The organism is Paenibacillus sp. GCM10027630 (assembly GCF_042676305.1).
Lineage (GTDB): Bacteria > Bacillota > Bacilli > Paenibacillales > NBRC-103111 > Paenibacillus_S.
Genome location: NZ_JBHTGY010000058.1, coordinates 91,669 through 116,224, shown reverse-complemented (window position 1 = coordinate 116,224; position 24,556 = coordinate 91,669). Strand labels below are relative to the sequence as shown.

The window sequence follows — 24,556 nt, the reverse complement described above, 5'->3', positions numbered from 1 at the left end:
CCTGTTCCAGCAGGAAGACAGATGAAATGGAGGGCTTTGTAGGATGGAGATACAGAGAACCAAAAATGTGACGGTGAGCATCGAAAGATTGACAGACAGCAGCGGGCATCAGTTTTACGGTTATTATGACAATGCGGCATGGAGCGGGGATGATCGTTATCATCTATACCATAAAGTGAAGTTTTGGGACCGTCTGCAAGGTGAAAATGATATGGCGGAGCTCGGAATGATTGATATGACAACGAAGCGATATATTCCGATTGCGGAAACCTATGCATGGAATTTTCAACAGGGAGCCATGCTCCAGTGGCACCCGCTTGCTCCTAAGGATGAGATCATTTTTAATACACGAAGTAATGGCAAATTTAATGGAGTTGTCATGAATGTTCATACAAAGGAACAAAGACTGCTGGAGGAGCCTGTTGTAAATGTTGATCCTACAGGCAAATATGCGCTCAGCGTTAACTTCAGCAGGATGTTCGATTTTCGGCCGGGGTATGGTTACGCGGGAATCAAAGATCCTTATTACAATGAACCTCATCCGGATGAGGACGGCATTATTCGTATCGAGCTTTCTACAGGAAAAAGTGAACGGATCTTATCGTTGCAGCAAATATGGAATTTTACTAAAGATGCTTTCGAGGGCACCGATCAGAAGATCATGATCAATCATATTAATTTCAATACGGATGGAACACGATTTGTATGTCTTGTTAGAAATTTCCCGTTAGGAACAGGCTGGAAAACGGCTATTCTGACAGCAAACCCCGATGGCTCTGAAATGTTTCTACTGTCAGACTACTCCTACGCTTCCCATTATCATTGGAGGGATTCGGAGCATCTTGTTATTTATTCCAGGGGAGTGGAAGGATCTGACTCCGGGAACCAGCTGTATGAACTGAAGGATCGGACACATGAGGTGACGGCTATTGATAAAGCATTCTTTTTAAAGGATGGACATTGCAGCTATTCCCCTGACCGAAAACTGCTGCTGTACGACAGCTATCCGGATGAATTCAGCTATCGACATTTGTATTTATATGATCTGATACAGAAAAGAGGAGTTACTTTGGGCTCCTTATATTCGTATCCTAACATAGACGGAGATTTTCGGAGCGATCTGCATCCACGTTGGAATCGTGCGGGTACTGCTTTTTCTATCGATTCAACTCACGAAGGACAGCGGCATATGTACAAGGTCGATATCAAGGATGTTTTTAAATGACAGCAGCTGTTGGCAGGCTAGGAATAATTGCTCTAACTGTGATAAAATTTAGATGTTCGGTGAGTTTGTCGCGATAAAGCGTGAGCATTCTTGGAATTGTGCATTAGCGGCAAGCTTGCAGTAATAATCTAAATAGAGTGGGGTGGCTGAAATGAGAACAGTCGATATCATCCAAAAGAAGCGGGATGGCAAGCCATTAACTACACAGGAAATTGAAGCATTAATTCAGGGCTATGTCAGCGGGGAAATACCGGATTATCAAATGTCGGCGTGGGCAATGGCCGTTTATTTTAATGGGATGACAGCTGCGGAGACAGCTGACTTGACTTTGGCAATGGCGCGTTCGGGCGATCAGGCAGACTTAAGCTCGATTCCCGGGGTGAAGGTGGATAAGCACAGCACTGGTGGTGTGGGAGACACGACAACCTTGATTCTGGCTCCGCTTGCGGCGGCAGCAGGTGTGCCTGTTGCCAAAATGTCAGGACGCGGACTTGGGCATACAGGAGGAACCATTGACAAGCTGGAGGCCATAGAAGGCTATAAGGTAGAGCTGACGAAGGAGCAATTTTTGCAGCAGGTGAAATCGATCGGAGTTTCCGTAATAAGCCAATCGGGCAATATCACTCCGGCGGATAAAAAGCTGTACGGGCTTCGCGATGTAACCGCTACGGTGGATTCGATCCCTTTAATTGCGAGCTCGATTATGAGCAAGAAAATTGCATCAGGCGCCGATGCCATTGTGCTGGACGTGAAGACCGGCAGCGGCGCGTTTATGAAATCGTTGGATGATTCCATTAAGCTAGCTCAAGCGATGGTTGAGATCGGCGATCAGGTCGGCAGGGAAACCGTTGCCGTCATTACGAACATGGATGAGCCGCTAGGGCTCGCAATCGGCAATGCTCTGGAGGTTCGCGAGGCCATTGACACGCTGCGCGGAGAGGGGCCTGCCGATCTGACAGAGCTATGCCTTGTGCTCGGCTCCCACATGCTTCAGCTTGGCGGCAAGGCGGCCTCGTACGACGAAGCGAGGCGCCTCGCCGAGGAGCTACTACGCAGCGGCGCAGCGCTGGGCAAGCTCAGGGAGCTGATCGCGGCGCAAGGGGGGAACCCGGAGGTCGCCGACCGGCCGGAGCTGCTGCCATCAGCGGCTTACCAAGTGCCTGTGCCGGCTTTGCAGGCTGGCACCGTGTCTCACATTGACGCCGAAGCATTGGGCGTTACGGCGATGATGCTCGGTGCGGGGAGAGCAACGAAGGAGGACCACATCGATCTTGCAGTCGGCATCGTGCTGCATAAAAAAGTCGGCGACTACGTATCGGCAGGTGAGAGCATTGCCGAATTGTATATGAACCGCAATGAGCCGATGTTCACTGAGGAGATGACGCAGCGGACACGCGATGTCTTCACCCTAAGCTCAGGAGAAGTTGTCAAGGCACCTCTCATCTATGCAGTTGTAACCAAGCATGGAGTACAGCTGCTTCAATGAGGGAGCTGGTTCAAGATTACAGGCAGCAGTCAGGTACCTTGGACCTCAAAGATGCGTTCATAAGCATCATTATTGTTTAAATCATATGGAACACCCGTTTACCGGTATAGTCCGGCAAGCGGGTGTTTTGTTTTTTCATCCCATCAATGGAATATTTTGTTGTAAACTAGTCAACACTGATTAGCAGCAATATAACCTTATTTATGGAGGGGTAGAAAGGGATGCTCAAGAAGGTACTACAGCTGTTTATTTCGATTCATTTGCTAATGGCATTAGCATTGCCGGCCGCGTATGCGGAAGAGAAGAAAGCTCCGAGTCCGTCGCTTGATTTGACGCCGAATGCTACTTCGGCTGTTGTGATGGATGCGGATACGGGAACGATCCTGTTTGAGAAAAATAAAGATGCCAAGCTTCCTCCTGCCAGCATTACTAAAATCATGACGATGCTTCTAATAATGGAGGCGCTGGATCAAGGGAAAATCAAAATGGACGATAAAGTGCGCACCAGTGAATATGCCGCATCGATGGGAGGCTCGCAAATTTTTCTGGAGCCAGGCGAAGAAATGACGGTTCAAGATATGCTGAAGGGCATTGCACTGGCATCCGGAAATGATGCATCTGTAGCGATGGCAGAGAAGCTGGCAGGCTCTGAGGCCGCTTTTGTCCAAATGATGAATGAACGGGCTCAGCAGCTTGGGACGAAAAACACTCATTTTTCCAATCCTAATGGACTACCTGTCGATAATCATTATTCGTCAGCCATGGATATTGCTATCATGTCGCGAGAGCTGTTAAAACACGAAGAAATTACCAAGTATACGGGGATGTACCAGGATTACCTCAGAAAAGATACGGCGAAACCGTTTTGGCTGGTTAATACGAACAAATTAGTGCGCTTCTACAGCGGAGCTGACGGTTTGAAAACAGGCTATACAAGCGAGGCCAAGTTTTGCTTATCCGCAACTGCGAAAAGAGATAATTTCCGGCTGGTAGCGGTTGTTTTGGGTGAACCCAATACGAAAACGCGCAATGCGGAAGTATCCGGTTTATTCGATTACGCTTTTTCTCAATACACTAACTATTCAATCTATAAAACCGGCGATTCAATAGGCGAATTTAAGGTTAGCAAAGGCGAGCAGGCTGTTGTGCCGATCACGGCCAAACATCCATTCAGTATTGTTTTGAAAAAGGGTGAGGCCGGTGACGGAGTTCGCCATGAAGTACAAATCAATCCAAATTTAAAAGCTCCGATAACAGTCGGTCAGCCCATAGGTAAAATTGTTGTATATAAAGGGGATCAGGTGTTATCTGAATTTCCATTGGAATCGTCTGTTCATGTTAAAAAGGCGGGCTGGTGGATGCTGATAAAACGGACGGCCGAACGTTTGTTCCATACGGAGCCGGCGGAGAGCGCAAAATGATCCATTGAATCTATAAAAGACAATAGAAGGCTCGAGCGTAATATGTCGCTTTTTTCCTTATTGTGACGCATTTCTTCTAGTTTTGTCGGGTGGCAGGAAAAGGTAAATCCCGTGTAGAAATGAGTGTGCATGAAAGGGAAGGAGTGAACAGCTTGAGTCTTCATATTGAACTAAAGCATCAGCGAAAAGCACTGATTGTCCGGTTAAAGGGTGAGCTAGATCATCACACTGCCGATTCGGTCAGGGCACGTATGGAGGAAGCGCTTGAGAAGGGCAATGTGAGCCATATTATCTTAAGCTTGAAGGAATTGTCCTTCATGGACAGTTCGGGGCTCGGTGTCATTCTTGGGCGTTATAAGCAAGTGGTGGCTAAAGGCGGGAAAATGGTTGTATGTGACGTTAATCCATCCGTTTATCGATTGTTTGAAATGTCGGGGTTGTTCAAAATATTGTCCATTCAGGATAACGAAACTCAAGCTCTAAGCAGTTTGGAGGTTGTATCATGAGTGAAAACAATAAGTATCGCAACGGCTCTGACCATGAACGGAATTTTATGACACTGCAATTTGCCAGCCGTTCAGAGAACGAAGCATTCGCTCGAGTTGCAGTCGCGGCCTTTGTAACCCAACTGGACCCAACGCTTGATGAGCTTACGGATTTAAAAACCGTTGTATCCGAAGCTGTTACCAATTGTATCATCCATGGCTATAACAATCGACCGGATGGTGTAGTTACTATTCAAGCGGAGATAGACGATGAGACCGTTTACCTCACCATAGAAGATCAGGGTGAAGGAATCGACGATCTGGAGCAAGCCAAACAGCCGTTATATACGACGAAGCCGGAGCTGGAACGCTCTGGAATGGGCTTTACGATTATGGAAAATTTTATGGATGAAATCGAAGTGACGACGACTGTTGGGATCGGTACAAAAATCAAAATGAAAAAGCGAATTGAATCTAAAAAAGCTTTGTTCAATTAGGGGTCTGATCAACTATGGATGTCGATTTGAAACATGCCTCCCACAGCTATTTGGATGATACTGAGGTCAAACGGTTAATTGCTTTAAGCCAATCCGGAGATGCGCTTGCCAGAGAAACACTGGTAAACTGCAATATTCGTTTGGTCTGGTCAGTGGTACAACGCTTTTTGAACCGAGGCTACGAGGCCGAGGATTTATTTCAAATTGGTTGTATCGGACTGCTGAAGTCGGTGGATAAATTTGATTTATCTTATGACGTCAAGTTCTCTACCTATGCAGTGCCTATGATAATTGGTGAAATTCAACGTTTTCTGCGTGATGACGGCACACTTAAAGTCAGTCGGTCGCTTAAGGAATTGGCCAACAAAATCCGTAAGACCAAGGATGAGCTGTCCAAACGAAACGGCAGGCTACCTACGATCAAGGAAGTAGCTGAAGAGCTGCAAATCACACCGGAGGACGTCGTCTTCGCTCAAGAAGCGAATAAGCCGCTTTCGTCTATTCACGAAACCGTATTTGAAAACGATGGGGATCCCATTACATTAATGGATCAAATCGCGGACGATGGGCAGGACAAATGGTTTGAAAAGCTTGCTTTGAATGAAGCCATCGGGACTTTAAACGAGCGAGAACGGTTGATTGTATATTTGCGGTATTTCCGTGATCAAACTCAATCTGAGGTAGCCAACCGTTTAGGAATTTCTCAAGTTCAGGTATCAAGGCTCGAGAAAAAAATTCTGCAATCGATTAAAGACCAGATTGCCCAGTAGCCGCACGCTGGATGAAAAAGCACATTTTGCAAGCTAAGCGCTGCACATACTGTCTCATGTAAAAAAAACAGATGCCAATTAGGCATCTGTTTTTTGTGATGAATGGACCTATCTGGCTCTTCCTCGCGATTCATCCACGAACAAATACTTGATGCAATATAACCCGCACAAACCAACCAATGTATAAATGATTCGGCTAAATCCTGATGATACCCGATGAGAATCGCCGCCGAACAACGCACTAACAAGGTCCCACTGGAATAACCCAACCAGCAACCAATTCAAAGCTCCAATAATGACTAGGGTTAAAGCAAATTTGCCCATGACCAACATCCTTTCGTTAATAGGAATTTGTGTCTGTATATATAAAGTTTCATAAAAGTGAAAAAGTTATACATGGGCAAGAGAATTTTTGCCAGAGGAAATGATGTTTATGTGCAGAGCTTTTTTTTCATACTATGGGATATCTGTACAACCAATAACTTCTGGACAAAGCCTGTATGAGGCTGGTTGTCACATCAATGAACAAGGGAAGTGAATGCAGATGCAACCAGCTCCCGTCTCCGTCTTATATATCCGTTTACGTAAAAGGATGTGTATCCGGCGAGGTGAATCCGTTCACCTTGGTAGAATTGCACAAATACTGGTAGATCCCCAGTATGAATATGCTCTGCACAAGCTGCTGCTGCATGAGCCCAAAGAAAATGAAGGCAATATTGTATTGATCGATATGATGCTCATAGTCGAGAAAATAAAGCGGCAGTTTCCGTTTATGCAAATTGAGCATTTTGGTGAGCCTCATTGCTTAATTGAAATTACCGAGCAGCGTAAAGCTCCCAGTTTAATTTTGATCATTATGGTATGGCTGCTGCTTTTTATAGGATCAGGACTCGCAATCATGAACTTTCATGCCGATGTCAGCATGGCGGTGGTACATCAGCGTATTTATCAGCTGCTAACCGGGAAGTGGGTAGAACATCCCTTGCTTCTGCAAATTCCTTATTCAATCGGGATTGGTTTAGGAATGATTGTGTTTTTTAACCACCTGTTCAAAAAGAAGTTCAATGAGGAGCCAAGTCCACTGGAAGTAGAGATGTTTATGTATCAGGAAAATGTAAATTATTACGTCACCACCGAGGAATATACGAAAATTTATGAAGAGAAGGATCGCCATCATGAGTGAATGGTGGGCAGTCCCTGTACAAATTTTTATAGGATTTGCAGGAGGTTTAGCAGTTGGCAGCGGTATGGTAGCTTTTCTGGTTGTGCTTGATGTGCTGCCTCGTCTGGCACAAATTACCCGTTCCTATCACTTAATAGGCTGGTATGAAGGGGCGGTTATTATGGGCTCGCTGTTTTTTACATGCACGGATTTTTTTAATTTTTCGTATTCTTTGTTCCCGTTATCAGCTGCTGTTTTTGGATTATTTGCGGGCGGCTTTATCGGAATGCTGGCAGGTGCATTGACCGAGGTGGTTAATGTGCTTCCCATATTGGCGAAACGGATCGGAATGGGCTCGTATATGATCTGGCTGCTAATGGCGATGATATTTGGGAAAGTGGTAGGTTCTTTATTGGATTGGCTGCATTTCCTGGAATAGACGGTACTAGGTGAACCTATCAATGATGCAGGGAGGCTTAAGGACACCATGAAAAAAATACCTATCAAACCTACGCAATTATCGGGACGCCTTGATAAGAAAGATATAGAGTACAAGGATGACAATGCTAAGCTGGCTATAGATTATGACGGCAATATCATTGATGAATTACATCATGAGCATCATGACGTTCGAGAGCATGGGGAAGGAAAAATCGAGAACGGAGAGGAACTGCCGGAGTCAGATGGAGGGCTTGAGCATAAAGAGGAAACGTCGAGGCTCACAAAAGATGACGTGATTTACACAGACTTTGGTGAACTGAAACGAGAGCTAGAGAAGCGTGTCGGATTCAATATAAGCTTTGATGTTGTATTTCGCGAAATGGTTTTCGGCGGTCAGAAGACAGGTATATTTTATTATAACGGATTTGCTAAAGACACGGTGCTCACCGAAATACTTAAACGTTTATCCGTGGCTGTCGATACTGAAGAATCTGCGCGGAAGGACTTGTCCGTTTCGCCAATCAAGCACACCGTTCACGGAGGGGAAGGCCAGGATACCGTTCAGCTTTTTATGGACGCATTAGTTCCTCATATCCAGGTGAAGGAAACCAATAAGCTAAGCGAGGTTATCGATACTGTATCTACCGGAGCTACAGCTTTTTTCTTCGAAGGCTCTACTTCAGCGCTTTTGGTGGATGCCAAAACCTTCCCTGCCCGTTCTACAGCCGAGCCTGATTTGGAGCGTGTGGTGCGTGGAGCGAGAGACGGCTTTGTGGAAACCCTGCTTACGAATGTAACGCTAGTTAGACGGCGGATTCGCGATCCGCGGCTGAAGCTTGAGATGCTGCGGGCCGGAAGAAGAACGCATACGGATATTTGCTTAGCCTATATTGACGATATTTGTGATCCTACCTTGGTTGAATCCATTCGTGACAAAATCAAGCAGGTCGAGGTGGATGGTCTTCCGTTGGCAGAGAAGCAATTGGAGGAAGCTATATGCGGAAAAGGCTGGAATCCGTATCCGATGGTACGTTATTCGGAAAGGCCGGATGTGGTGTCGGTTCACTTGCTGGAGGGACATGTAGCCATATTCGTGGACACATCGCCAAGTGTTATTATTTTGCCGACCACATTCTTTCACCATGTTCAGCATGCGGAGGAATATAGACAGACTCCGATGGTGGGGACCTACCTTCGTTGGGTCCGTTTTATAGGCATTGCAGCATCCTTGTTTCTGCTGCCGCTGTGGTTTCTGCTAGTGACCTCGCCTGAACTGAAGCCTGCCGGGCTTGAGTTTATAGGGCCGCAAAAGCAAGCTAATCTGCCGTTGCTGCTGCAGTTTTTAATCGCAGAGGTCGGCACCGATCTGATGAGGATGGCAGCAGTTCACACACCTTCTCCTTTAGCGACCGCAATGGGATTAGTGGCGGCGATATTGGTTGGGGACGTTGCCGTAAAAACGGGGCTGTTCGTCAATGAGGTCATCTTATATTTAGCTGTAGCGGCTGTAGGTACCTTTGCAACTCCGAGCTATGAGATGAGTCTTGCCAACCGCTTGACCAGAATGATACTGCTTATAGCGACGGCAGCTTTTAAAGTGCCTGGTTTTGTCATAGTTTCTTCGGTATGGTTAATTTATCTTACTGCCAAAAGGTCCTATAATGCGCCCTATATGTGGCCGTTTATACCGTTTAACGGTAAAGCATTGACTGAAATCTTGTTAAGAAGACCTTTTTTAACAGCTAAAACAAGAATGAGCTTGACAAAAACATCAGATAGCACACGGAATCCCAAAGCATAACGCGCATTACATATTGTCAGCATATACTTCATTATGGTACCTTAGAAGAAATGTTTACAGGAGAGGGAAGCTGACTATGTACCTGCATGGAACAAGTAAAATAAATGATGAGGGTCACCTGCAAATCGGTGGCTGTGATGCAACAGAATTGGTTCAACAATTTGGAACACCTTTGTATGTAATGGATGAAGCATTGATTCGTCAAAGATGCCGTGAATTTGTAGATGCTTTCCGTGCCTCCGGTCTTAAGTTTCAGGTCGCTTATGCAAGCAAAGCATTTTGCGTTATGGCGATGTGCCGCATTGTAGAGGAAGAAGGATTGTCGCTTGATGTTGTGTCCGATGGCGAGCTGTATACGGCTTTGCAAGCTGGTTTTCCCGCAGAGCGGATTCATTTTCATGGCAACAATAAGACTCCGTATGAAATTGCAATGGCCATTGACGCACAGATTGGCTGCTTTGTTGTAGACAATCAGGTAGAGCTGCATATGCTGAACGCTATTGCGGCTGAGAAACGTCAGAAGGTCAATGTGTTATTCCGCATAACACCGGGGGTAGAAGCGCATACCCATGAGTATATATCCACGGGGCAGAACGACTCCAAGTTCGGCTTCGATTTAGACAATGGATCGGCTTATCAGGCGGTTCAAGAAGTGCTGCAGCTTTCGAATATCCAATTGCTGGGCGTTCATTCTCATATCGGATCCCAAATATTTGAGGTGGAAGGTTTCCAATTGGCTGTTGATAAAGTTATCGGTTTCGCCGCCAAGGTACGTGATGAGCTTGGATTTATTTTCTCCGTTATTAATTTAGGAGGGGGCTTCGGAATTCGGTATGTGGATGGGGACACTCCACTTCCAGTTGCAAGCTATGTTCAGGCTATCACGGAGTCGATTAAAACCAACTTCAATAAATACGATTATCCTACACCTGAGATCTGGATTGAGCCAGGCCGTAGTATTGTAGGCGATTCGGGTACAACGCTTTATACGGTTGGTACCTACAAGGATATCCCGGGTATCCGTAAATATGTAGCTGTTGACGGCGGGATGACGGATAACCCTCGTCCAGCTCTTTACGATTCGCGTTATGAGGCGACACTTGCGAATCGGGCGAATGATCCGATTGAAGAAGTAGTCTCTATAGCAGGCAAATGCTGCGAGAGCGGCGATATGCTGATCTGGGATGTAGAGCTGCCAAAAGTGAATACAGGAGATATTCTAGCTGTAGCCTGCACAGGTGCTTATAACTATTCAATGGCCAGCAACTACAACCGTATCCGCAGACCGGCGGTCTTGTTCGTTAAGGATGGCGAAGCTGATATTGTTGTGAAGCGTGAATCTTATAATGATATCGTAGGGAATGATCTTGTTCCTTCCCGGATGAAACAGGTTTCCAAGACGGTTTAACTCGAAAAAGAAGCGGCAGAACGTCGGTTCCGGTCATGTACTGGCTGCCGACGTTCGTTTTTCTGCTAAAATTTGTGCAGACCGGGCATATATAGTACAATAAAACACATTGAATAATAAAGGAGTGTTATATACATAATGGCAAAGCAAGCACATGTTAAACTAGCTAATGGCGGCGAGGTCGTCATTGATTTATTCGAAAAGGATGCTCCGAACACTGTAGCTAATTTCGAGAAATTAGCTAATGAAGGGTTTTACGATGGTTTGGTATTTCACCGTGTAATTCCTGGTTTTGTAGCGCAAGGAGGATGCCCTTCCGGAACAGGAACAGGTGGTCCTGGTTACCAAATCAACTGTGAGATCAATCCTAACAAGCATGAACGCGGTTCTTTGGCAATGGCGCATGCGGGACGCAACACTGGAGGCAGCCAATTCTATATCGCTTATCAGCCTCAGCCTCACTTGGATGGTCAACATACCGTTTTTGGTAAAGTTGTATCCGGTATGGAGCTTGTTGATGCTTTCAAAGGCAGAGACAAAATGGAATCCGTTAAAATTGTTGAAGTGTAAACTCGAACTTTAATCTAAATCGCTACATAAGTCAAAAGGCCGAATTCCTTGGATTACAAGGGAATTCGGCCTTTTGTGCCAGTTTGGAGTAAACGAAGCTTACCCTTTGGTAAGGTAGAGATATGGACTCGAACGTATGGAAGCCATTAGATTGCGATGAGCACACGGGTCTTCGATCCGGTGCGTATAGCCAACTCTATATAGAATATAGGGAAAGTCTCTCACTAACGGGGGTGGAGATTCATCATAGCTATGTCTTTGGAGCTATTTAATATGATTCCAGCTCTAACGGAACGTCGATACTCTATAGGTTAAGAATCCAGCCCATTTCATGAAGTAGCGGAACTAAGATGCGTTATTCCGACTTTTATAGACGAAAGGGCCCTATTTTAAACAAATAAGAGATCCTTACGGCTCTAACGGAACGTCGATACTCTATAGGTTGAGAATCCAGCCCATTTCATGAAGTAGCGGAACTAAGATGCATTATTCCGACTTTTATAGACGAATGGGCACTATTTTAAACAAATAAGAGATCCTAGTTCCGTTTCACTCGAATAATACGTTAAAACAATGAAATAGCGCACCTCACTTCCGTCTAAGCGAGTGATTGGCAGCTCTATAGCGGCGGGATGAGGATACGACACCGCTTTAGCTTTGAAGGTACATCGGGAGAGGATACGACACCGCTTTAGCTTTGAATGTACATCGGGAGAGGATACGACACCGCTTTAATTTGAATGCACATCGAGAATACTACAAAGGGGACAGGGCTAACGTACTCAATCATCAGAAGAGTTCCTTTTTATACTTGGATCGGGGTACGAGCTATGTACTCTAAAGCTCCTGAACGGAACTGAGAGTTCCTTTATTCAAGCTGTCATCTCCAATTTAAGACACGATAGCGGAAGTCGGGATTCCGTTATTTGGAGCGAATGAGGAATAATATGACCAAAACAGAGAGATAACGGAAGCGGTTGTTACGTTATTTCTCTGTTTTTTGTGTTTTCCATGCCATAGCGGAATGATTACTTCCGCTAATGCTTGGACTCATTATGGAAGAAGTAGTAATAACAAGAGGCTTATTTGTTGGAATAAAGTGGAATGTCAGAAGTGGGACAAGCATAGGATGGTATTAGTTATATCCAAGACGGATACTTGAACGATTGAACGAGCAGTTCGAGTGCAGCATTATTGTCATGGGTATAATTAACTACCTGGAGGTGCAGAAGCCCATGAAAAACCGTTTTATTCACGGCTTATTAGTCCTGATATTATTCATTTCATTTCCTTCGCTTACATTTGCTAATTCTCCGGCGAGTTCTTCGAATGAATCTTCTGTTCCAAGTAACTCCGCGAAGCAGAAGAAGACGTACGAAGTTAAATTTCCAAGCTTTAAAATTATGATCAACAACATACATTTGAATAATGGAATATTGAGATACCCTGTTTTAATATATGAAGGTGTAACTTATTTCCCGATGACATGGGGATTTACACAAGCCCTTGGGTTAGATGTGCGTTGGGATTCCGAGAAAGGCTTCGCTATTAATAAAAGCAATCAAGCGCCCAAAAAGCTTACCAATGAAGTGGCCATCATATCGGCTAGACATTTGTATGCCAAACTGCCGGACTTCTCAATTCGTGTGAACAACAATGAAATTGATAATGACAAAGAGGAATACCCGATTTTAGTTTTTAACGACGTCACTTATTTTCCAATGACCTGGCGATTTGCTGTAGAGGAACTGGGGTTGAAAATAAGTCTAGAAAACAATAAATTTAGTATATCCAAATAAATAAATATATTAACTAATTAAAAGTGAGGATAATTTCCTTGCTTTTTTTTTGAGTTAATGATAATATTTCTAATCAATTGGGGTATTTTGAATATTCAGATACCTATAGCAAGATGATTTCCTTCGGGGCGGGGTGAAATTCCCCACCGGCGGTGATATGAAGCGTTTAATCGCGCTTTGTTCAGTCCGTGACCCGTTCTGCAGCTTATTGCGAGCAGCAGACGGTGGACTTGGTGAAATTCCAAGACCGACAGTATAGTCTGGATGGGAGAAGGAAAACGGGAACGGTTTTATTTTGTCATGGCTTCTATTGACCAGCCTTGGTATTTCTATTAACAGTCTCAACGACTGTTTACTTTGTGCTGTCATTATTTTTTAGCTATGCTAAATGGCCTATTCGTTCTGCGTTTTTACGTATGCCTATCAAACACAAGCCCCTTTTCTCAGGAAAAGTGGGCTTTTTTGTTGCAAAAAAGTGTACAAAGCGACCGTGACATTGAAATTCGGGGGAGGGAGTTGAATTTTGCAGCTTTTGAATGATGAATATTACATGCGGTTAGCCATACAGCTTGCAGCAGGCGCAACAGGTCAAACCGGCATAAACCCGGTAGTCGGCTGCGTGCTGGTGAAAGAAGGCCGCATCATTGGAATGGGAGCTCATCTGAAACGTGGAACTCCCCATGCTGAAATTCATGCTCTACAGATGGCTGGGGCGGAAGCAGAGGGCAGCACGGCCTACGTCACATTGGAGCCCTGCAGCCACCATGGCCAAACGCCGCCATGCAGCGATCGGTTGATTCAGGAAAAGGTTAAACGGGTAGTCGTCGGCTGCAGCGATCCCAATCCTCTGGTAGCGGGAACAGGCATTGCCAAGCTCAGAAATCATGGTATTCAAGTGGATGTTGGCTTGCTGGAGACTGAAGCCCAACAGTTGAACGAAGCCTTCAACAAGTTCATTATGACGCGTCGGCCATTTGTAACGTTGAAAACGGCCAGCACACTGGATGGCAAGATCGCTTCGCGCACAGGTGATAGTAAATGGATTACGAATGCGGAATCCAGAAGCTATGTGCATACATTGCGCCACCGGCATCAAGCGATTATGGTCGGGATTGGAACGGTGCTAAGTGATGATCCGATGTTAACGACCCGGTTGGATGTACCTGGCTTGCACCCGATTCGCGTGATAGTAGATTCAGGCTTGCGTCTGCCGCTGAATGCCAAAGTTGTCGTGGACCGCTCGATTGAAACCATTGTGCTTACTACAGAGGAAGCAGCGGCAACCAAACGGGATGAGCTGGAAGCTGCCGGTGTGACCGTTTTGGCTTGTGGGGCAGGACCAAGGGTTGATCTGGCCAAAGCAATGGAATTGCTGGGAGAAAGAGAAATTTCATCTATTTTACTTGAAGGCGGTGGACAGCTCAATGGGTCCATGCTGGAACTTGGCCTGATTGATAAGATGCTGATGTTCTTTGCACCCAAAATTATCGGTGGCGGCAATCAAGCTCCTGATAATTTTCAATTCTCGGGTTTCGAATCCATGAAGGATGCCATCCAACTGGAGCGGACTCAGGTGCAGCAGTTTGGAGAAGATATTTGTATTGCCGGTTATCCGCTTTACAGGAACGAGGTGTAGGGATGTTTACAGGTATTATTGAAGAGATCGGCACCATGCGCAGGATAACGAAGCAGGGACAAGCGATGGTTTTGACGGTCGGGGCGAAACGGATATTGGAGGATGTACATCTGGGCGACAGCATATCGGTGAATGGTGTTTGTTTAACCGTTATCCAGTTCGATGAAGCTTCAATAACAGTCGACGTGATGCCGGAAACATTCCGCAGAACAACGCTCCAAAAGCTTCATGTAGGCGATCGAGTCAATTTGGAGCGCGCGATGGCTTCGGGGGGCCGTTTTGGCGGTCACATCGTTCAAGGGCATGTTGATTCTACAGGGATCATTACAGGCCGTGTCCCGGAGGAGAACGCTGTTGTGTTTCAAATTGAGCCGGAGGACACAGAAGTACTTAGATATATGATTCCACATGGCTCCATTACAATAGACGGGATTAGCTTGACATTAGTGCAAGTAACGGAGCAGCGGTTCACGGTATCGATAATACCTCATACTTTGGCACAAACGGTTTTACAGAGGAAGCAGCCAGGAGATCAAGTTAATCTTGAGGCAGATGTTCTCGGTAAATATATTGAAAAGCTGTTGAATTCCCGCGGCGGTAGCGGACCGGTAAAAAAGCAAAGCACTTTAACCGAAGCTTTTCTGGCGGACAATGGATTTATTTAATCGAATAGAGAGTAAAAGAGATAAGGAAAGGCAGGGAGTGGAAATGACGGAACCTATCCAATTTCATACGATTGAAGAAGCCATTTATGATTTGATCCTGGGTAAAATTATCATCGTTGTCGATGATGAGGATCGCGAGAATGAAGGGGACTTTATCGCATTAGCGGATAAAGCAACTCCGGAGGTCATTAACTTTATGATCAAGGAAGGTCGTGGACTTGTCTGCGTACCCATTACGGAGGAACGTGCCCAGGAGCTGGAGCTTCCCCCGATGGTGGCTAGAAACACGGATTATCACGGCACCGCGTTTACAGTTTCCGTGGATCACAGTGATACGACAACTGGCATCTCCGCATCGGAGCGTTCCATGACTGTTAAAGCTTTGATCGATCCATCTACGAAGGCTCATAATTTTCGGCGTCCCGGTCACATATTTCCATTGATCGCCAAAAAAGGCGGTGTGCTGCGGAGAACCGGGCATACGGAGGCTGCGGTAGATCTGGCCCGGATGTGCGGCTCATACCCGGCTGCTGTTATTTGCGAGGTCATTAAAGAGGACGGGGAAATGGCTCGTGTTCCTGAGCTGCTTGAGTTCAGCCGCAAGCATGAGATGAAAATCATTACGATTCGGGATCTTATTCAATACCGCAATCTGAAAGAAAAACTAATTCAGCGTGAGGTTGAAGTAAAGCTTCCCACGGATTACGGTGACTATAATGCGGTAGCTTACACGAACGCATTGGATTCTAAAGAGCATGTTGCATTGGTCAAAGGCAAAATTGACGGTTCGGTTCCTACGCTGGTTCGGGTACATTCCGAATGCTTGACCGGTGATGTATTTCATTCCCATCGTTGTGACTGTGGGCCACAATTAAATGCAGCGCTGAAGCAGATTGACGAAGCGGGTTCAGGTGTGCTGCTATACATGCGGCAAGAGGGTCGCGGTATCGGCTTGATTAACAAATTGAAGGCTTACGTGCTTCAGGAACAAGGTTTAGACACGGTTGACGCGAATATTAAGCTGGGCTTTGCCCCTGATTTGCGGGAATACGGTATTGGCGCTCAAATTCTAAAAGATTTAGGAGTTTCCCAAATCCGTCTGCTTACCAACAATCCGCGGAAGATTAAAGGGTTGGAGGGTTATGGTTTAGAAGTGGTGGAGCGTGTTCCCATTCAGATGGAAGAAAACGAGTCCAACTCCAATTACTTGCATACGAAGCAAGAAAAATTAGGCCATTTGCTTGATTTTCAAATATAAAAAATCGGAAGGATGTTGAACAAACATGGCAAAAGTATACGAGGGACATTTAATATCAGTAGGACTGAAATACGGAATCGTTGTTGGAAGATTTAATGAATTCATCACCAGCAAGCTGCTGGGCGGGGCTTTGGACGCGTTGAAGCGTCACGGAGCTACTGAGGATGAGGTAGAAGTGGCTTGGGTTCCCGGCGCATTTGAAATCGCGCTAATAGCACAAAAAATGGCTGAAAGCGGCAAATATGATGCAGTCATCACATTAGGTGCCGTAATTCGTGGTTCAACACCACATTTCGATTATGTATGCAGTGAAGCAGCAAAAGGGGTGGCAGCTATCAATTTAAAGACTGGCGTTCCTACTATTTTTGGAGTGTTGACTACAGATTCCATCGAGCAAGCGGTAGAGCGAGCAGGCACTAAGGCCGGTAATAAGGGCTGGGAAGCAGCTGTAACTGCAATTGAAATGGCAAATTTGACAAAACAACTATCTTAATTTAGCTTTTTCCTATAAAATCAGTATAATAGAGTAAACTACACATGCTGAGTTTCCTTATGGAAGCTCAGCATTGCTTGCGAAAGAACCATTTATTATGTATGCCAAATATATTTAAATAATTATTGCTTACGAAGATAGCTTTCATCAGGAAAGCTTTTAGGGGGAAAATCTAGTTGGATAAAGTTACATACAAACTGGATATGTTTGAGGGCCCCCTCGATTTGCTGCTGCATCTTATAGATAAATCTGAGGTAGACATATATAACATCCCTATCAAGGAAATTACAGATCAATATATGGCATATATAGGAGATATGCAGGAGCTGGAGCTTGAAGTAACGAGTGAATTTCTTGTTATGGCAGCAACGCTTTTGTCTATTAAAAGCAAGATGTTATTGCCGAAGCCGCCTATTATTGAGTTTGATTATGATGATGATTATATGCTCGATGAGGACTATGATCCGCGAGCTGAGCTCGTGGCCAAGCTGATTGAGTATCGTAAATATAAAGCGATAGCCGACCATTTAAGAGATAAAGAGCTGGAGCGAAGCCTCATCTATACCCGTGAGCCTGAGGATTTGACCCCTTACATCCCTCATATAATTGAGAATCCGGTCAAGGGCCTGAATGTTGCAGATTTGGTTTATGCTTTTCAAAAGGCACTTCGGAGAATGACAAGCCGGAACATGATTGCCAAAATCCGCAAGGATGAGATATCTGTTAAGGATCGGATGAAGGAAGTTGTGTTATGGCTTGAGCAAGCTGGCGGCAAGCTGCTGTTCTCTAAATTAATTGATGAGGACATGTCCCGTGAAGGGATTGTTACGACATTTTTAGCGCTGCTTGAATTGATGAAGATAAAGGCTGTTGTATGCTACCAGCATCGATTATTTGAGGAAATTGTGATTCAGGCAAGAGAGGATGGGACAGCAAATGGATTCACGGCAGATGAAATCAGTTATTGAGGGCCTTCTGTTTGTAGCGGGTGATGAAGGTCTCGATGTCAAACATTTAGCCGAGGTGCTTGAGCAAAATACTGATTTCATCAGGGGGCTTGTATTGGATCTGAAAGCTGATTTGCGCCGCGGTAAGCGAGGGCTGCAAATCGTGGAGCTTGCAGGAACTTTTCAATTAACAACCTTGCCGGCACATGCTCCTTTTTTTGAGCGGCTAGCGTATTCCCCATCCCGCACTTCATTATCGCAGGCAGCGTTAGAGACATTGGCAATTGTTGCTTATAAGCAGCCTATCACCAGAGTAGAAATTGAGGAAATCCGAGGGGTTAAAGCCGATCGTGCCTTGCAGACGCTGGTGGCCAAAGATTTAATTCATGAGGTGGATCGCGCAGATGCTCCAGGCCGTCCTATTCTTTATGGGACAACTAAATCATTTCTCGATTATTTTGCTTTGGCCAGTATTGCAGAGCTCCCGGAATCATCGCTATTCCATAATGAAGATAATTTAGAGGAAGAAACCAGACTTTTATTCGATAAGCTCGGAAGTGAGGACACTACACAAATTACCTTCGAGGATGTATCTGACACGGAATAAACAGGCATACAACAGGTATAAACAGGCAGAACGGCCTGATTGTAACAGCGAATGTTTTGCCAATACAGGGCTATACTAACTCCTAAATGAGAAGAAGCAGCGCTTCTTGCGTTGGGAGTTTTTCTTTTTCCTATTGAAGGCTGCGGGAGTGGAGGGTTAATCATGGTTTGGCCCTGGATGGCAGGAGTAGCTGTTGTATTATTAGTCATGTTAATTTCAAGTAATGTGAAGTTTAGTCTTACATTGATGCGAAAAAAAGATGATGATGAAATTGTTTTCGATGTTCGAGCTGTATTTGGCTTAGTGAAGAAACGAATCACAGTCCCTGTTATTGTTTTTAAAGGCTTTTCTGAAGGAGTAGGTGTCAAGGCGGAATACGTGGATAAGGCCCAGGAGCATGTAGTTTCCAATACAGAGAAAAAAATTACAAAAAAAACAATTAAAGAAGCTTTTGATGCAATGCGCGATCTTCTGAGTCATTGCTTTCAATTTCACCAGTGGCTTCTAAATACATTGGGACATATTCATTGTACACGAGTAGTTTGGAAAACGTCCGTGGGAGTTGGCGATGCTGCTGAAACTGCATTAACGACAGGCATGGTATGGGGATTAAAAACTTCTCTGCTCGGATTTGTGTTTCGGTTCATTAAACTGGATACCCGACCGGAACTTATGGTTGAACCAAAATTCAACGAGGTGAAGTTTTCAACTGAGGTACTGTGCCTGGCCCGTATTCGATTGTATTACATTATGTTGGCCGGATTTCATTTGCTCGTTCGGATTATAAAGGTCAAGGATGGATGGAGAACATGGCAGCGTGTACTGTTTAAGGCATAAGTCAGAGCTCTAGCCGGATCGTGCAATGTGATTTTTTGACAACAGGAATTCGAGAATATGCCGCATCCTTGCAGGGAATTCTAACAAATGCTTAAAAGAACTTTTTTATAAAAAGATGAAGGAGGACGATATGACGATGACAGAACATCCGATACAAGGGTTAATGAAGACGGCCATGGAAAACATCAAAGAGATGGTGGACGTTAACACAATTGTAGGTGACCCTGTGGAAACCCCTGACGGAAGTGTAATTATGCCGATATCGAAGGTAGGCTTTGGATTTGCGGCTGGAGGTAGTGAATTTAGCGCTGAGGAAAACAGTACGAGCCACAATGACGCGGCAAACGCCAAAGTATCTCTCCCATTTGGTGGAGGTAGCGGAGGTGGGGTATCGATTACTCCGATCGCATTCCTCGTGGTAAGTAAATTAGGTGTCAAAATTGTACCGCTTGATAATCAGACACATCTGCTGGAGCGCTTGATCGATTCTGCGCCGACTGTAGTTGACAGGATTCAGAGCATGATGAAAGGCAATACAGCCAATGGGATGACTGCCGGTACAGGAACAAGCAATGGGACATCCGTAACTAATAATATCGAAAATCAGAACTTTATCGTCTAGCTTAAAGCTTTTGTATCATAATATAAAACAAAATTATGGCCCTGCGAGGAACTAAGTTCTTTGGCGGGGTTCTTTTTGTTTGGACATAACTGTTGTAGATAAGCATATATATGTACAAGATATAGGTCTGCAAGTCGTTGCTTGCGAAGTAAACTTTGCTCGAGCCAAAGTTCTTAGGAGGATCCAGATGAAAAGAATGGTTATGCTGTTAATTGCTTTGACGCTGCTTAGTTCTGTAATTTATTTGCCTGTAAGCGTACAAGCTGCTCCCTCAATTTCTACACATGCAGAAGCCGCGGCCTTGATAGATGTGCGTTCCGGGAGATTGCTGTACAGCAGTCAGGGTGATAAATCCATGCGTATTGCCAGCTTAACTAAAATCATGACGGCGATCGTTGCAATCGAGCATGGCAATCTATCGAGTACCGCTACTATAAGTAAAAATGCATTTGGCAAAGAAGGCTCCTCTATTTATTTGAAATTGAATGAAGAAATGAGCCTGCAGCATCTGCTTTATGGAATGATGCTCCGCTCAGGCAACGATGCAGCAACTGCGATTGCAGAGCATGTGGGAGGCACATTGGATGGATTTGTCTATCTGATGAATGAGAAGGCCAGAATGATCGGCATGGAACATTCCAGCTTTAAAAACCCTTCAGGTCTGGATCAGGAAAACCACTATTCCACTGCAAACGATATGGCCAAGCTGACAGCCTACGCATTGCGAAATCCGGTATTTCAAGAGATCGTGAAGACGAAGGTGAAAAAAGCACCTAATCCCAATGAAGCCTGGGATTACACATGGTTGAATAAAAATAAGATGCTTAACCTGTATGAAGGCGCAGATGGAGTGAAGACGGGCTATACAAAGCTGTCTAAACGATGCCTCGTATCCTCTGCTACACGTAATGGGCAGCAATTGGCTGTCGTCACTCTTAACGATTCAGATGACTGGGCTGACCATTCCAAGTTGTTGGACTATGGCTTTAAGAACTATCCTTTGCAAACTTATGTTCAAAAAGGAGATGTCATCCAAGGTACGGAATATGTGGCAGGAGCGAGCTTCGCCTACCCTGTTCTTGATGGGGAGAAAGCGCAAGTTACATCGAAATTAGATTTCAATAGTCAGGATTCGATATATTTTCGGATGGGGGAATTAGGAAAACAACAGTTTTTGTTAAACGGCAAATCGATTGGCAGCGTGCCTATATATATGAAAGACAGCCCAAGATTGAAGCTTAAAGAAAGCAGCGCATTTTCGTTTACGGAAACGGGAATAGGCGAAGTGTCAGTTATGGATAGATGGTTATTTAATTTGCATTTTCTAGTGAGAGTCTTGTTTATGGGAAATACCGATTGACAGCCAAATCGGGGAGGGAGTGGCGATAACTCATGGTAAATATAATTTGGTTATTTTTCATCGTTGCCGGCTTTATTGTCGCTGCAGCGCAAGGCAAGATAGAGTTGGTTACGCAGGCCACCTTTGATGGAGCCAAAAGCGGGGTAACCGTTTGCTTTGGTCTTATCAGCATCATGGTTTTTTGGCTTGGCATTATGCGTATCGCTGAGGATGCCGGTATGCTGCGGGTGCTGTCTGCGTTGCTTCGGCCGGCGGTGCGCTTCTTATTTCCTAGTGTACCCAAGGATCATCCGGCTTTGGGATATATCATGTCCAATATGGGAGCCAATATTTTAGGGCTTGGAAATGCAGCCACTCCGATGGGAATTAAGGCGATGCAGGAGCTGCAAACCTTGAATTCGAATAAGGATATTGCGAGTCCGGCAATGTGCACACTTCTTGCGCTCAACACTGCAAGCATTACGCTTATTCCAACTACATTAATTGCCATTCGTATGAATTATAACTCCGTTAACCCGGCCGAAATTGTTGGCACTACCTTGCTTGCAACGATTGTTTCGACTGTTGCTGCTATTCTTGTGGACAAATGGTACAGACGGAAATATTTAATGCTGCAGGGCCAATCCTCCAAGCATAATCCAAAAGGGAAAGGATGATTCCCTTGTACTCAATCGTGAATTTAATTTCGGCGTGGGCCATTCCTGTTATCATTGTTTTTATTCCTTTATATGCAGCTTATCGTAAAGTACCGGTCTATGAATCGTTTGTTGATGGTGCGAAGGAGGGCTTTGACACAGCAATCCGCATTATCCCTCATCTTGTCGGGATGATGGTGGCGATCAGTGTATTTCGTGCATCAGGAGCTATGGAGCTGATGCTTGGGTGGTCGAGGCCCTTCTTCGAGATGATTGGAATACCAAGTGAAGTGCTGCCTTTAGCGATCTTGCGTCCAATTACGGGGGCAGGGTCGCTCGCGTTCACTACCGATTTGTTGCAGCAATTTGGTCCGGATTCCATGATAGGTCGTATCGCTTCGACAATTCAGGGCAGTACAGATACAACCTTATATGTGATCACTGTTTACTTTGGGGCAATCGGTATTCGTAAAGCAAGCTATGCTCTTAAGGTAGGATTAATTTCGGATATTGTTGGTTTTGTGGCCTCTATACTTATTTGTTATTTAGTTTTTGCCTAGAACCCTCGCTTTTCTCCGCACATATACTGTACCAGCTAACGCATTAGAAGTGATAACCGGCTTCAAGCTGCAATGGAAGCTATGGTTGCACATAGGAGTGAGCTGCGTGCAGTTTTTTGGAATTGTCATTCACCATTCAATTTGTCCCTCCATCAATGGAAAAGGGTATGATTTTTTTATCGCCCGCAATGGATCGATCATCCCTTCTTCCGAACAAACAGACCCTTTGTATATTCATATTTGCCTCGAAGGTGATTTCTCCGATCATCGTCATCCTTTTTCATTGGAAGAAAAAGAGCAATTTTTTTTGTTGAATAAATTGGTTTTAAGATTGGCGGATACGTTCAAGTTCCAGCATGATGACATTTTCCCTCATACTATATCTTGCCCGGGCGCATTCTTTCCTTGGTCGCAGCTTGTGATTTCGTCTGAGGATAGGTATCATTAGGGTTGAGGTGAATAGAGACCAATGGAACGATTACAAAAAGTATTGGCAGAAGCGGGAGTTGCCTCCCGGAGAAAATGTGAGGAATTAATTACTGCAGGCCGTGTTATGGTCAATGGCGAAGTGGTCACAACCTTGGGCGTGAAAGTAAGCGCCAACCAGGATGTGATCCATGTGGACGGACGAGCCATCCGGCAGCAGAAAAAGGTATATGTGCTCTTTCATAAGCCAAAGGGAGTAATTACTAGTGCTTCAGATCCAGGCGGACGCAAAATTGTCACAGACTTTATTAAGGATATCCCTGAGCGGATATACCCGGTCGGCCGGCTGGATTATGACACAGAAGGGCTTCTGCTGTTAACTAATGACGGCGAGTTTGCCAACCTGTTGACACATCCGAAGCACCATGTCCCTCGTACATATCATGCTACTGTAAAAGGTGTGCCTCATGGATCACTTTTGGACAAGCTGCGCAGCGGGATTGAGCTGGAGGACGGTATGACTGCTCCTGCGGAGGTTGATTATCATGACATCAATCCGGAAAGTAAAGAAACTATCGTCTCCATAACCATTTATGAGGGTCGAAACAGACAGGTTCGCCGGATGTTTGATGCGATCCAATTTCCCGTCACCAGGCTTCGACGCGTTATGTTTGGGCCGTTGGCTCTGACAGGTGTCGGCCGCGGCAGATATCGCCATTTAACAACGCAGGAAATCAAAGAACTGACAGACAACGCGCTCAAGACACATAATATTCAAAAAGGGAAATAAGCACGGACTGTAATTTTCGATATAATAGGTGTTAGGTTCGATAAGCAAAGGTTTGAGGTGTAAACCAATGGGAAAAAATAAACGATGGGTGCAGCTGATTATTTTTTCTGCTGTTCTTTTGATTGGGGCGTTAACGTTAATCAATAATTTGTATGCTAAGGACAAGAAACCGGTAGAAGGCAGCAAGGCTCCGGATTTCACGCTTGTTGGGTTGGATGGCAAGAAGCATCAGCTGTCTGATTATAAAGGGAAGACGGTAATGATCAACTTCTGGGGTACTTTCTGTCCTCCTTGTAAAGATGAAATGCCGGCGATCCAGCATCAGTTTGATAAACGAAACGCTCAGAAGGTGGAATTTTTTGGTTTGAATTTGGGGGAAAGCAAGATTACCGTCCAAAATTTCATTGATCAATACAAAATTACTTTTCCTATCTTGCTGGATGATAACGAGGAAACGCGCAAGCGCTACGGTGTTATGAATTACCCCACGACCTTTTTTGTTGGCCCCGACGGTAAAATCGCCAAGATTTGGATCGGCGAAATGACAGAAGCCTTCATTGAGCAAACCATTGCTTCCATCTCAGCTTCCAAGTAACTTCTGTATCGGTCCTAAAGACAAATAAGGCTGAACGCTGGGGATTATTTAAATCCTGCT

Annotated in this window: 27 protein-coding genes and 1 riboswitch; of the genes, 26 read left to right on the top strand and 1 reads right to left on the bottom strand. The window is 45.0% G+C overall.

What is annotated here, in order from left to right:
• Positions 1 to 43: 43 nt before the first annotated feature.
• The 6 genes from ACFQ0C_RS29605 (at position 44) to sigF (ending at position 5,884) form a co-directional block, all read left to right on the top strand.
• A complete protein-coding gene (locus tag ACFQ0C_RS29605; RefSeq protein WP_379372085.1) occupies positions 44 to 1,225 on the top strand; it encodes a hypothetical protein in 1,182 nt (393 codons plus the stop codon).
• 151 nt (positions 1,226 to 1,376) lie between these two features.
• Positions 1,377 to 2,711, top strand: a complete 1,335-nt coding sequence (locus ACFQ0C_RS29600; RefSeq protein ID WP_379372083.1) for a pyrimidine-nucleoside phosphorylase — start codon at positions 1,377 to 1,379, stop codon at positions 2,709 to 2,711.
• A 221-nt stretch (positions 2,712 to 2,932) separates the two neighbouring features.
• The gene (locus ACFQ0C_RS29595; protein ID WP_379372081.1) at positions 2,933 to 4,132 is read left to right on the top strand and encodes a D-alanyl-D-alanine carboxypeptidase family protein; all 1,200 of its coding nucleotides are present in this window, start codon (positions 2,933 to 2,935) and stop codon (positions 4,130 to 4,132) included.
• Positions 4,133 to 4,284: 152 nt separating this feature from the next.
• Complete coding sequence (gene spoIIAA, locus ACFQ0C_RS29590) at positions 4,285 to 4,638, top strand: anti-sigma F factor antagonist (protein ID WP_379372079.1); 354 nt, start codon at positions 4,285 to 4,287, stop codon at positions 4,636 to 4,638.
• On the top strand, positions 4,635 to 5,114 hold the full coding sequence (gene spoIIAB, locus ACFQ0C_RS29585; RefSeq protein ID WP_258218363.1) for an anti-sigma F factor: 480 nt from the start codon (positions 4,635 to 4,637) through the stop codon (positions 5,112 to 5,114). Before spoIIAA ends, spoIIAB begins: the two co-directional genes overlap by 4 nt.
• Positions 5,115 to 5,128: 14 nt before the next feature.
• Entirely contained in the window at positions 5,129 to 5,884 is a 756-nt protein-coding gene (gene sigF / locus ACFQ0C_RS29580; protein WP_258218362.1) for an RNA polymerase sporulation sigma factor SigF, read from the top strand.
• A 108-nt stretch (positions 5,885 to 5,992) separates the two neighbouring features.
• Here the strand turns inward: sigF and ACFQ0C_RS29575 are convergent, their stop codons facing one another.
• Positions 5,993 to 6,208: a DUF378 domain-containing protein gene (locus ACFQ0C_RS29575; RefSeq protein ID WP_258218361.1), complete on the bottom strand. Its 216-nt coding sequence runs from the start codon at positions 6,206 to 6,208 to the stop codon at positions 5,993 to 5,995.
• A gap of 220 nt (positions 6,209 to 6,428) precedes the next feature.
• On the opposite strand from ACFQ0C_RS29575, the gene ACFQ0C_RS29570 reads away from it, so the two are divergent.
• The 20 genes from ACFQ0C_RS29570 (at position 6,429) to resA (ending at position 24,496) form a co-directional block, all read left to right on the top strand.
• Positions 6,429 to 7,067 carry a stage V sporulation protein AA gene (locus tag ACFQ0C_RS29570; RefSeq protein WP_379372136.1) on the top strand — a complete coding sequence of 213 codons (639 nt, stop codon included), beginning with the start codon at positions 6,429 to 6,431 and terminating at the stop codon, positions 7,065 to 7,067.
• Positions 7,060 to 7,485, top strand: coding sequence for a stage V sporulation protein AB (locus tag ACFQ0C_RS29565; protein ID WP_258218359.1), 426 nt, complete (start codon positions 7,060 to 7,062; stop codon positions 7,483 to 7,485). The genes ACFQ0C_RS29570 and ACFQ0C_RS29565 overlap by 8 nt, the downstream gene beginning before the upstream one ends.
• Positions 7,486 to 7,533: 48 nt before the next feature.
• Positions 7,534 to 9,288: a spore germination protein gene (locus ACFQ0C_RS29560; protein WP_379372075.1), complete on the top strand. Its 1,755-nt coding sequence runs from the start codon at positions 7,534 to 7,536 to the stop codon at positions 9,286 to 9,288.
• Between the two features lie 76 nt (positions 9,289 to 9,364).
• Positions 9,365 to 10,696: a diaminopimelate decarboxylase gene (gene lysA, locus ACFQ0C_RS29555; protein ID WP_379372073.1), complete on the top strand. Its 1,332-nt coding sequence runs from the start codon at positions 9,365 to 9,367 to the stop codon at positions 10,694 to 10,696.
• Between the two features lie 138 nt (positions 10,697 to 10,834).
• Positions 10,835 to 11,266 carry a peptidylprolyl isomerase gene (locus tag ACFQ0C_RS29550; protein WP_258218356.1) on the top strand — a complete coding sequence of 144 codons (432 nt, stop codon included), beginning with the start codon at positions 10,835 to 10,837 and terminating at the stop codon, positions 11,264 to 11,266.
• 1,235 nt (positions 11,267 to 12,501) lie between these two features.
• Positions 12,502 to 13,065 carry a stalk domain-containing protein gene (locus tag ACFQ0C_RS29545; protein ID WP_379372070.1) on the top strand — a complete coding sequence of 188 codons (564 nt, stop codon included), beginning with the start codon at positions 12,502 to 12,504 and terminating at the stop codon, positions 13,063 to 13,065.
• 115 nt (positions 13,066 to 13,180) lie between these two features.
• Positions 13,181 to 13,345: riboswitch (FMN riboswitch) on the top strand.
• Between the two features lie 243 nt (positions 13,346 to 13,588).
• Positions 13,589 to 14,701, top strand: a complete 1,113-nt coding sequence (gene ribD, locus ACFQ0C_RS29540) for a bifunctional diaminohydroxyphosphoribosylaminopyrimidine deaminase/5-amino-6-(5-phosphoribosylamino)uracil reductase RibD (RefSeq protein ID WP_379372068.1) — start codon at positions 13,589 to 13,591, stop codon at positions 14,699 to 14,701.
• 2 nt (positions 14,702 to 14,703) lie between these two features.
• Positions 14,704 to 15,366, top strand: a complete 663-nt coding sequence (gene ribE / locus ACFQ0C_RS29535; protein WP_379372066.1) for a riboflavin synthase — start codon at positions 14,704 to 14,706, stop codon at positions 15,364 to 15,366.
• 43 nt (positions 15,367 to 15,409) lie between these two features.
• Entirely contained in the window at positions 15,410 to 16,624 is a 1,215-nt protein-coding gene (locus tag ACFQ0C_RS29530; RefSeq protein ID WP_258215977.1) for a bifunctional 3,4-dihydroxy-2-butanone-4-phosphate synthase/GTP cyclohydrolase II, read from the top strand.
• A 25-nt stretch (positions 16,625 to 16,649) separates the two neighbouring features.
• The gene (ribH, locus tag ACFQ0C_RS29525) at positions 16,650 to 17,117 is read left to right on the top strand and encodes a 6,7-dimethyl-8-ribityllumazine synthase (RefSeq protein ID WP_258215978.1); all 468 of its coding nucleotides are present in this window, start codon (positions 16,650 to 16,652) and stop codon (positions 17,115 to 17,117) included.
• A gap of 203 nt (positions 17,118 to 17,320) precedes the next feature.
• Positions 17,321 to 18,085 carry a segregation and condensation protein A gene (locus tag ACFQ0C_RS29520; RefSeq protein ID WP_258216146.1) on the top strand — a complete coding sequence of 255 codons (765 nt, stop codon included), beginning with the start codon at positions 17,321 to 17,323 and terminating at the stop codon, positions 18,083 to 18,085.
• On the top strand, positions 18,054 to 18,671 hold the full coding sequence (gene scpB / locus ACFQ0C_RS29515) for an SMC-Scp complex subunit ScpB (protein WP_258215979.1): 618 nt from the start codon (positions 18,054 to 18,056) through the stop codon (positions 18,669 to 18,671). The genes ACFQ0C_RS29520 and scpB overlap by 32 nt, the downstream gene beginning before the upstream one ends.
• Before the next feature lie 162 nt (positions 18,672 to 18,833).
• Complete coding sequence (locus ACFQ0C_RS29510) at positions 18,834 to 19,508, top strand: DUF2953 domain-containing protein (protein ID WP_379372063.1); 675 nt, start codon at positions 18,834 to 18,836, stop codon at positions 19,506 to 19,508.
• 136 nt (positions 19,509 to 19,644) lie between these two features.
• Positions 19,645 to 20,130, top strand: coding sequence for a GerW family sporulation protein (gene ytfJ, locus ACFQ0C_RS29505; RefSeq protein WP_379372133.1), 486 nt, complete (start codon positions 19,645 to 19,647; stop codon positions 20,128 to 20,130).
• 187 nt (positions 20,131 to 20,317) lie between these two features.
• The gene (locus ACFQ0C_RS29500; protein ID WP_445324366.1) at positions 20,318 to 21,490 is read left to right on the top strand and encodes a D-alanyl-D-alanine carboxypeptidase family protein; all 1,173 of its coding nucleotides are present in this window, start codon (positions 20,318 to 20,320) and stop codon (positions 21,488 to 21,490) included.
• Between the two features lie 32 nt (positions 21,491 to 21,522).
• A complete protein-coding gene (locus tag ACFQ0C_RS29495) occupies positions 21,523 to 22,146 on the top strand; it encodes a nucleoside recognition domain-containing protein (protein ID WP_379372061.1) in 624 nt (207 codons plus the stop codon).
• A gap of 5 nt (positions 22,147 to 22,151) precedes the next feature.
• On the top strand, positions 22,152 to 22,685 hold the full coding sequence (locus tag ACFQ0C_RS29490) for a spore maturation protein (protein ID WP_379372059.1): 534 nt from the start codon (positions 22,152 to 22,154) through the stop codon (positions 22,683 to 22,685).
• 106 nt (positions 22,686 to 22,791) lie between these two features.
• Positions 22,792 to 23,133, top strand: coding sequence for a peptidoglycan recognition protein family protein (locus ACFQ0C_RS29485; RefSeq protein ID WP_379372057.1), 342 nt, complete (start codon positions 22,792 to 22,794; stop codon positions 23,131 to 23,133).
• Positions 23,134 to 23,154: 21 nt separating this feature from the next.
• A complete protein-coding gene (locus tag ACFQ0C_RS29480) occupies positions 23,155 to 23,901 on the top strand; it encodes a pseudouridine synthase (RefSeq protein WP_379372055.1) in 747 nt (248 codons plus the stop codon).
• Between the two features lie 67 nt (positions 23,902 to 23,968).
• Positions 23,969 to 24,496 carry a thiol-disulfide oxidoreductase ResA gene (gene resA, locus ACFQ0C_RS29475; RefSeq protein WP_379372053.1) on the top strand — a complete coding sequence of 176 codons (528 nt, stop codon included), beginning with the start codon at positions 23,969 to 23,971 and terminating at the stop codon, positions 24,494 to 24,496.
• The last annotated feature ends 60 nt before the right edge of the window (positions 24,497 to 24,556 follow it).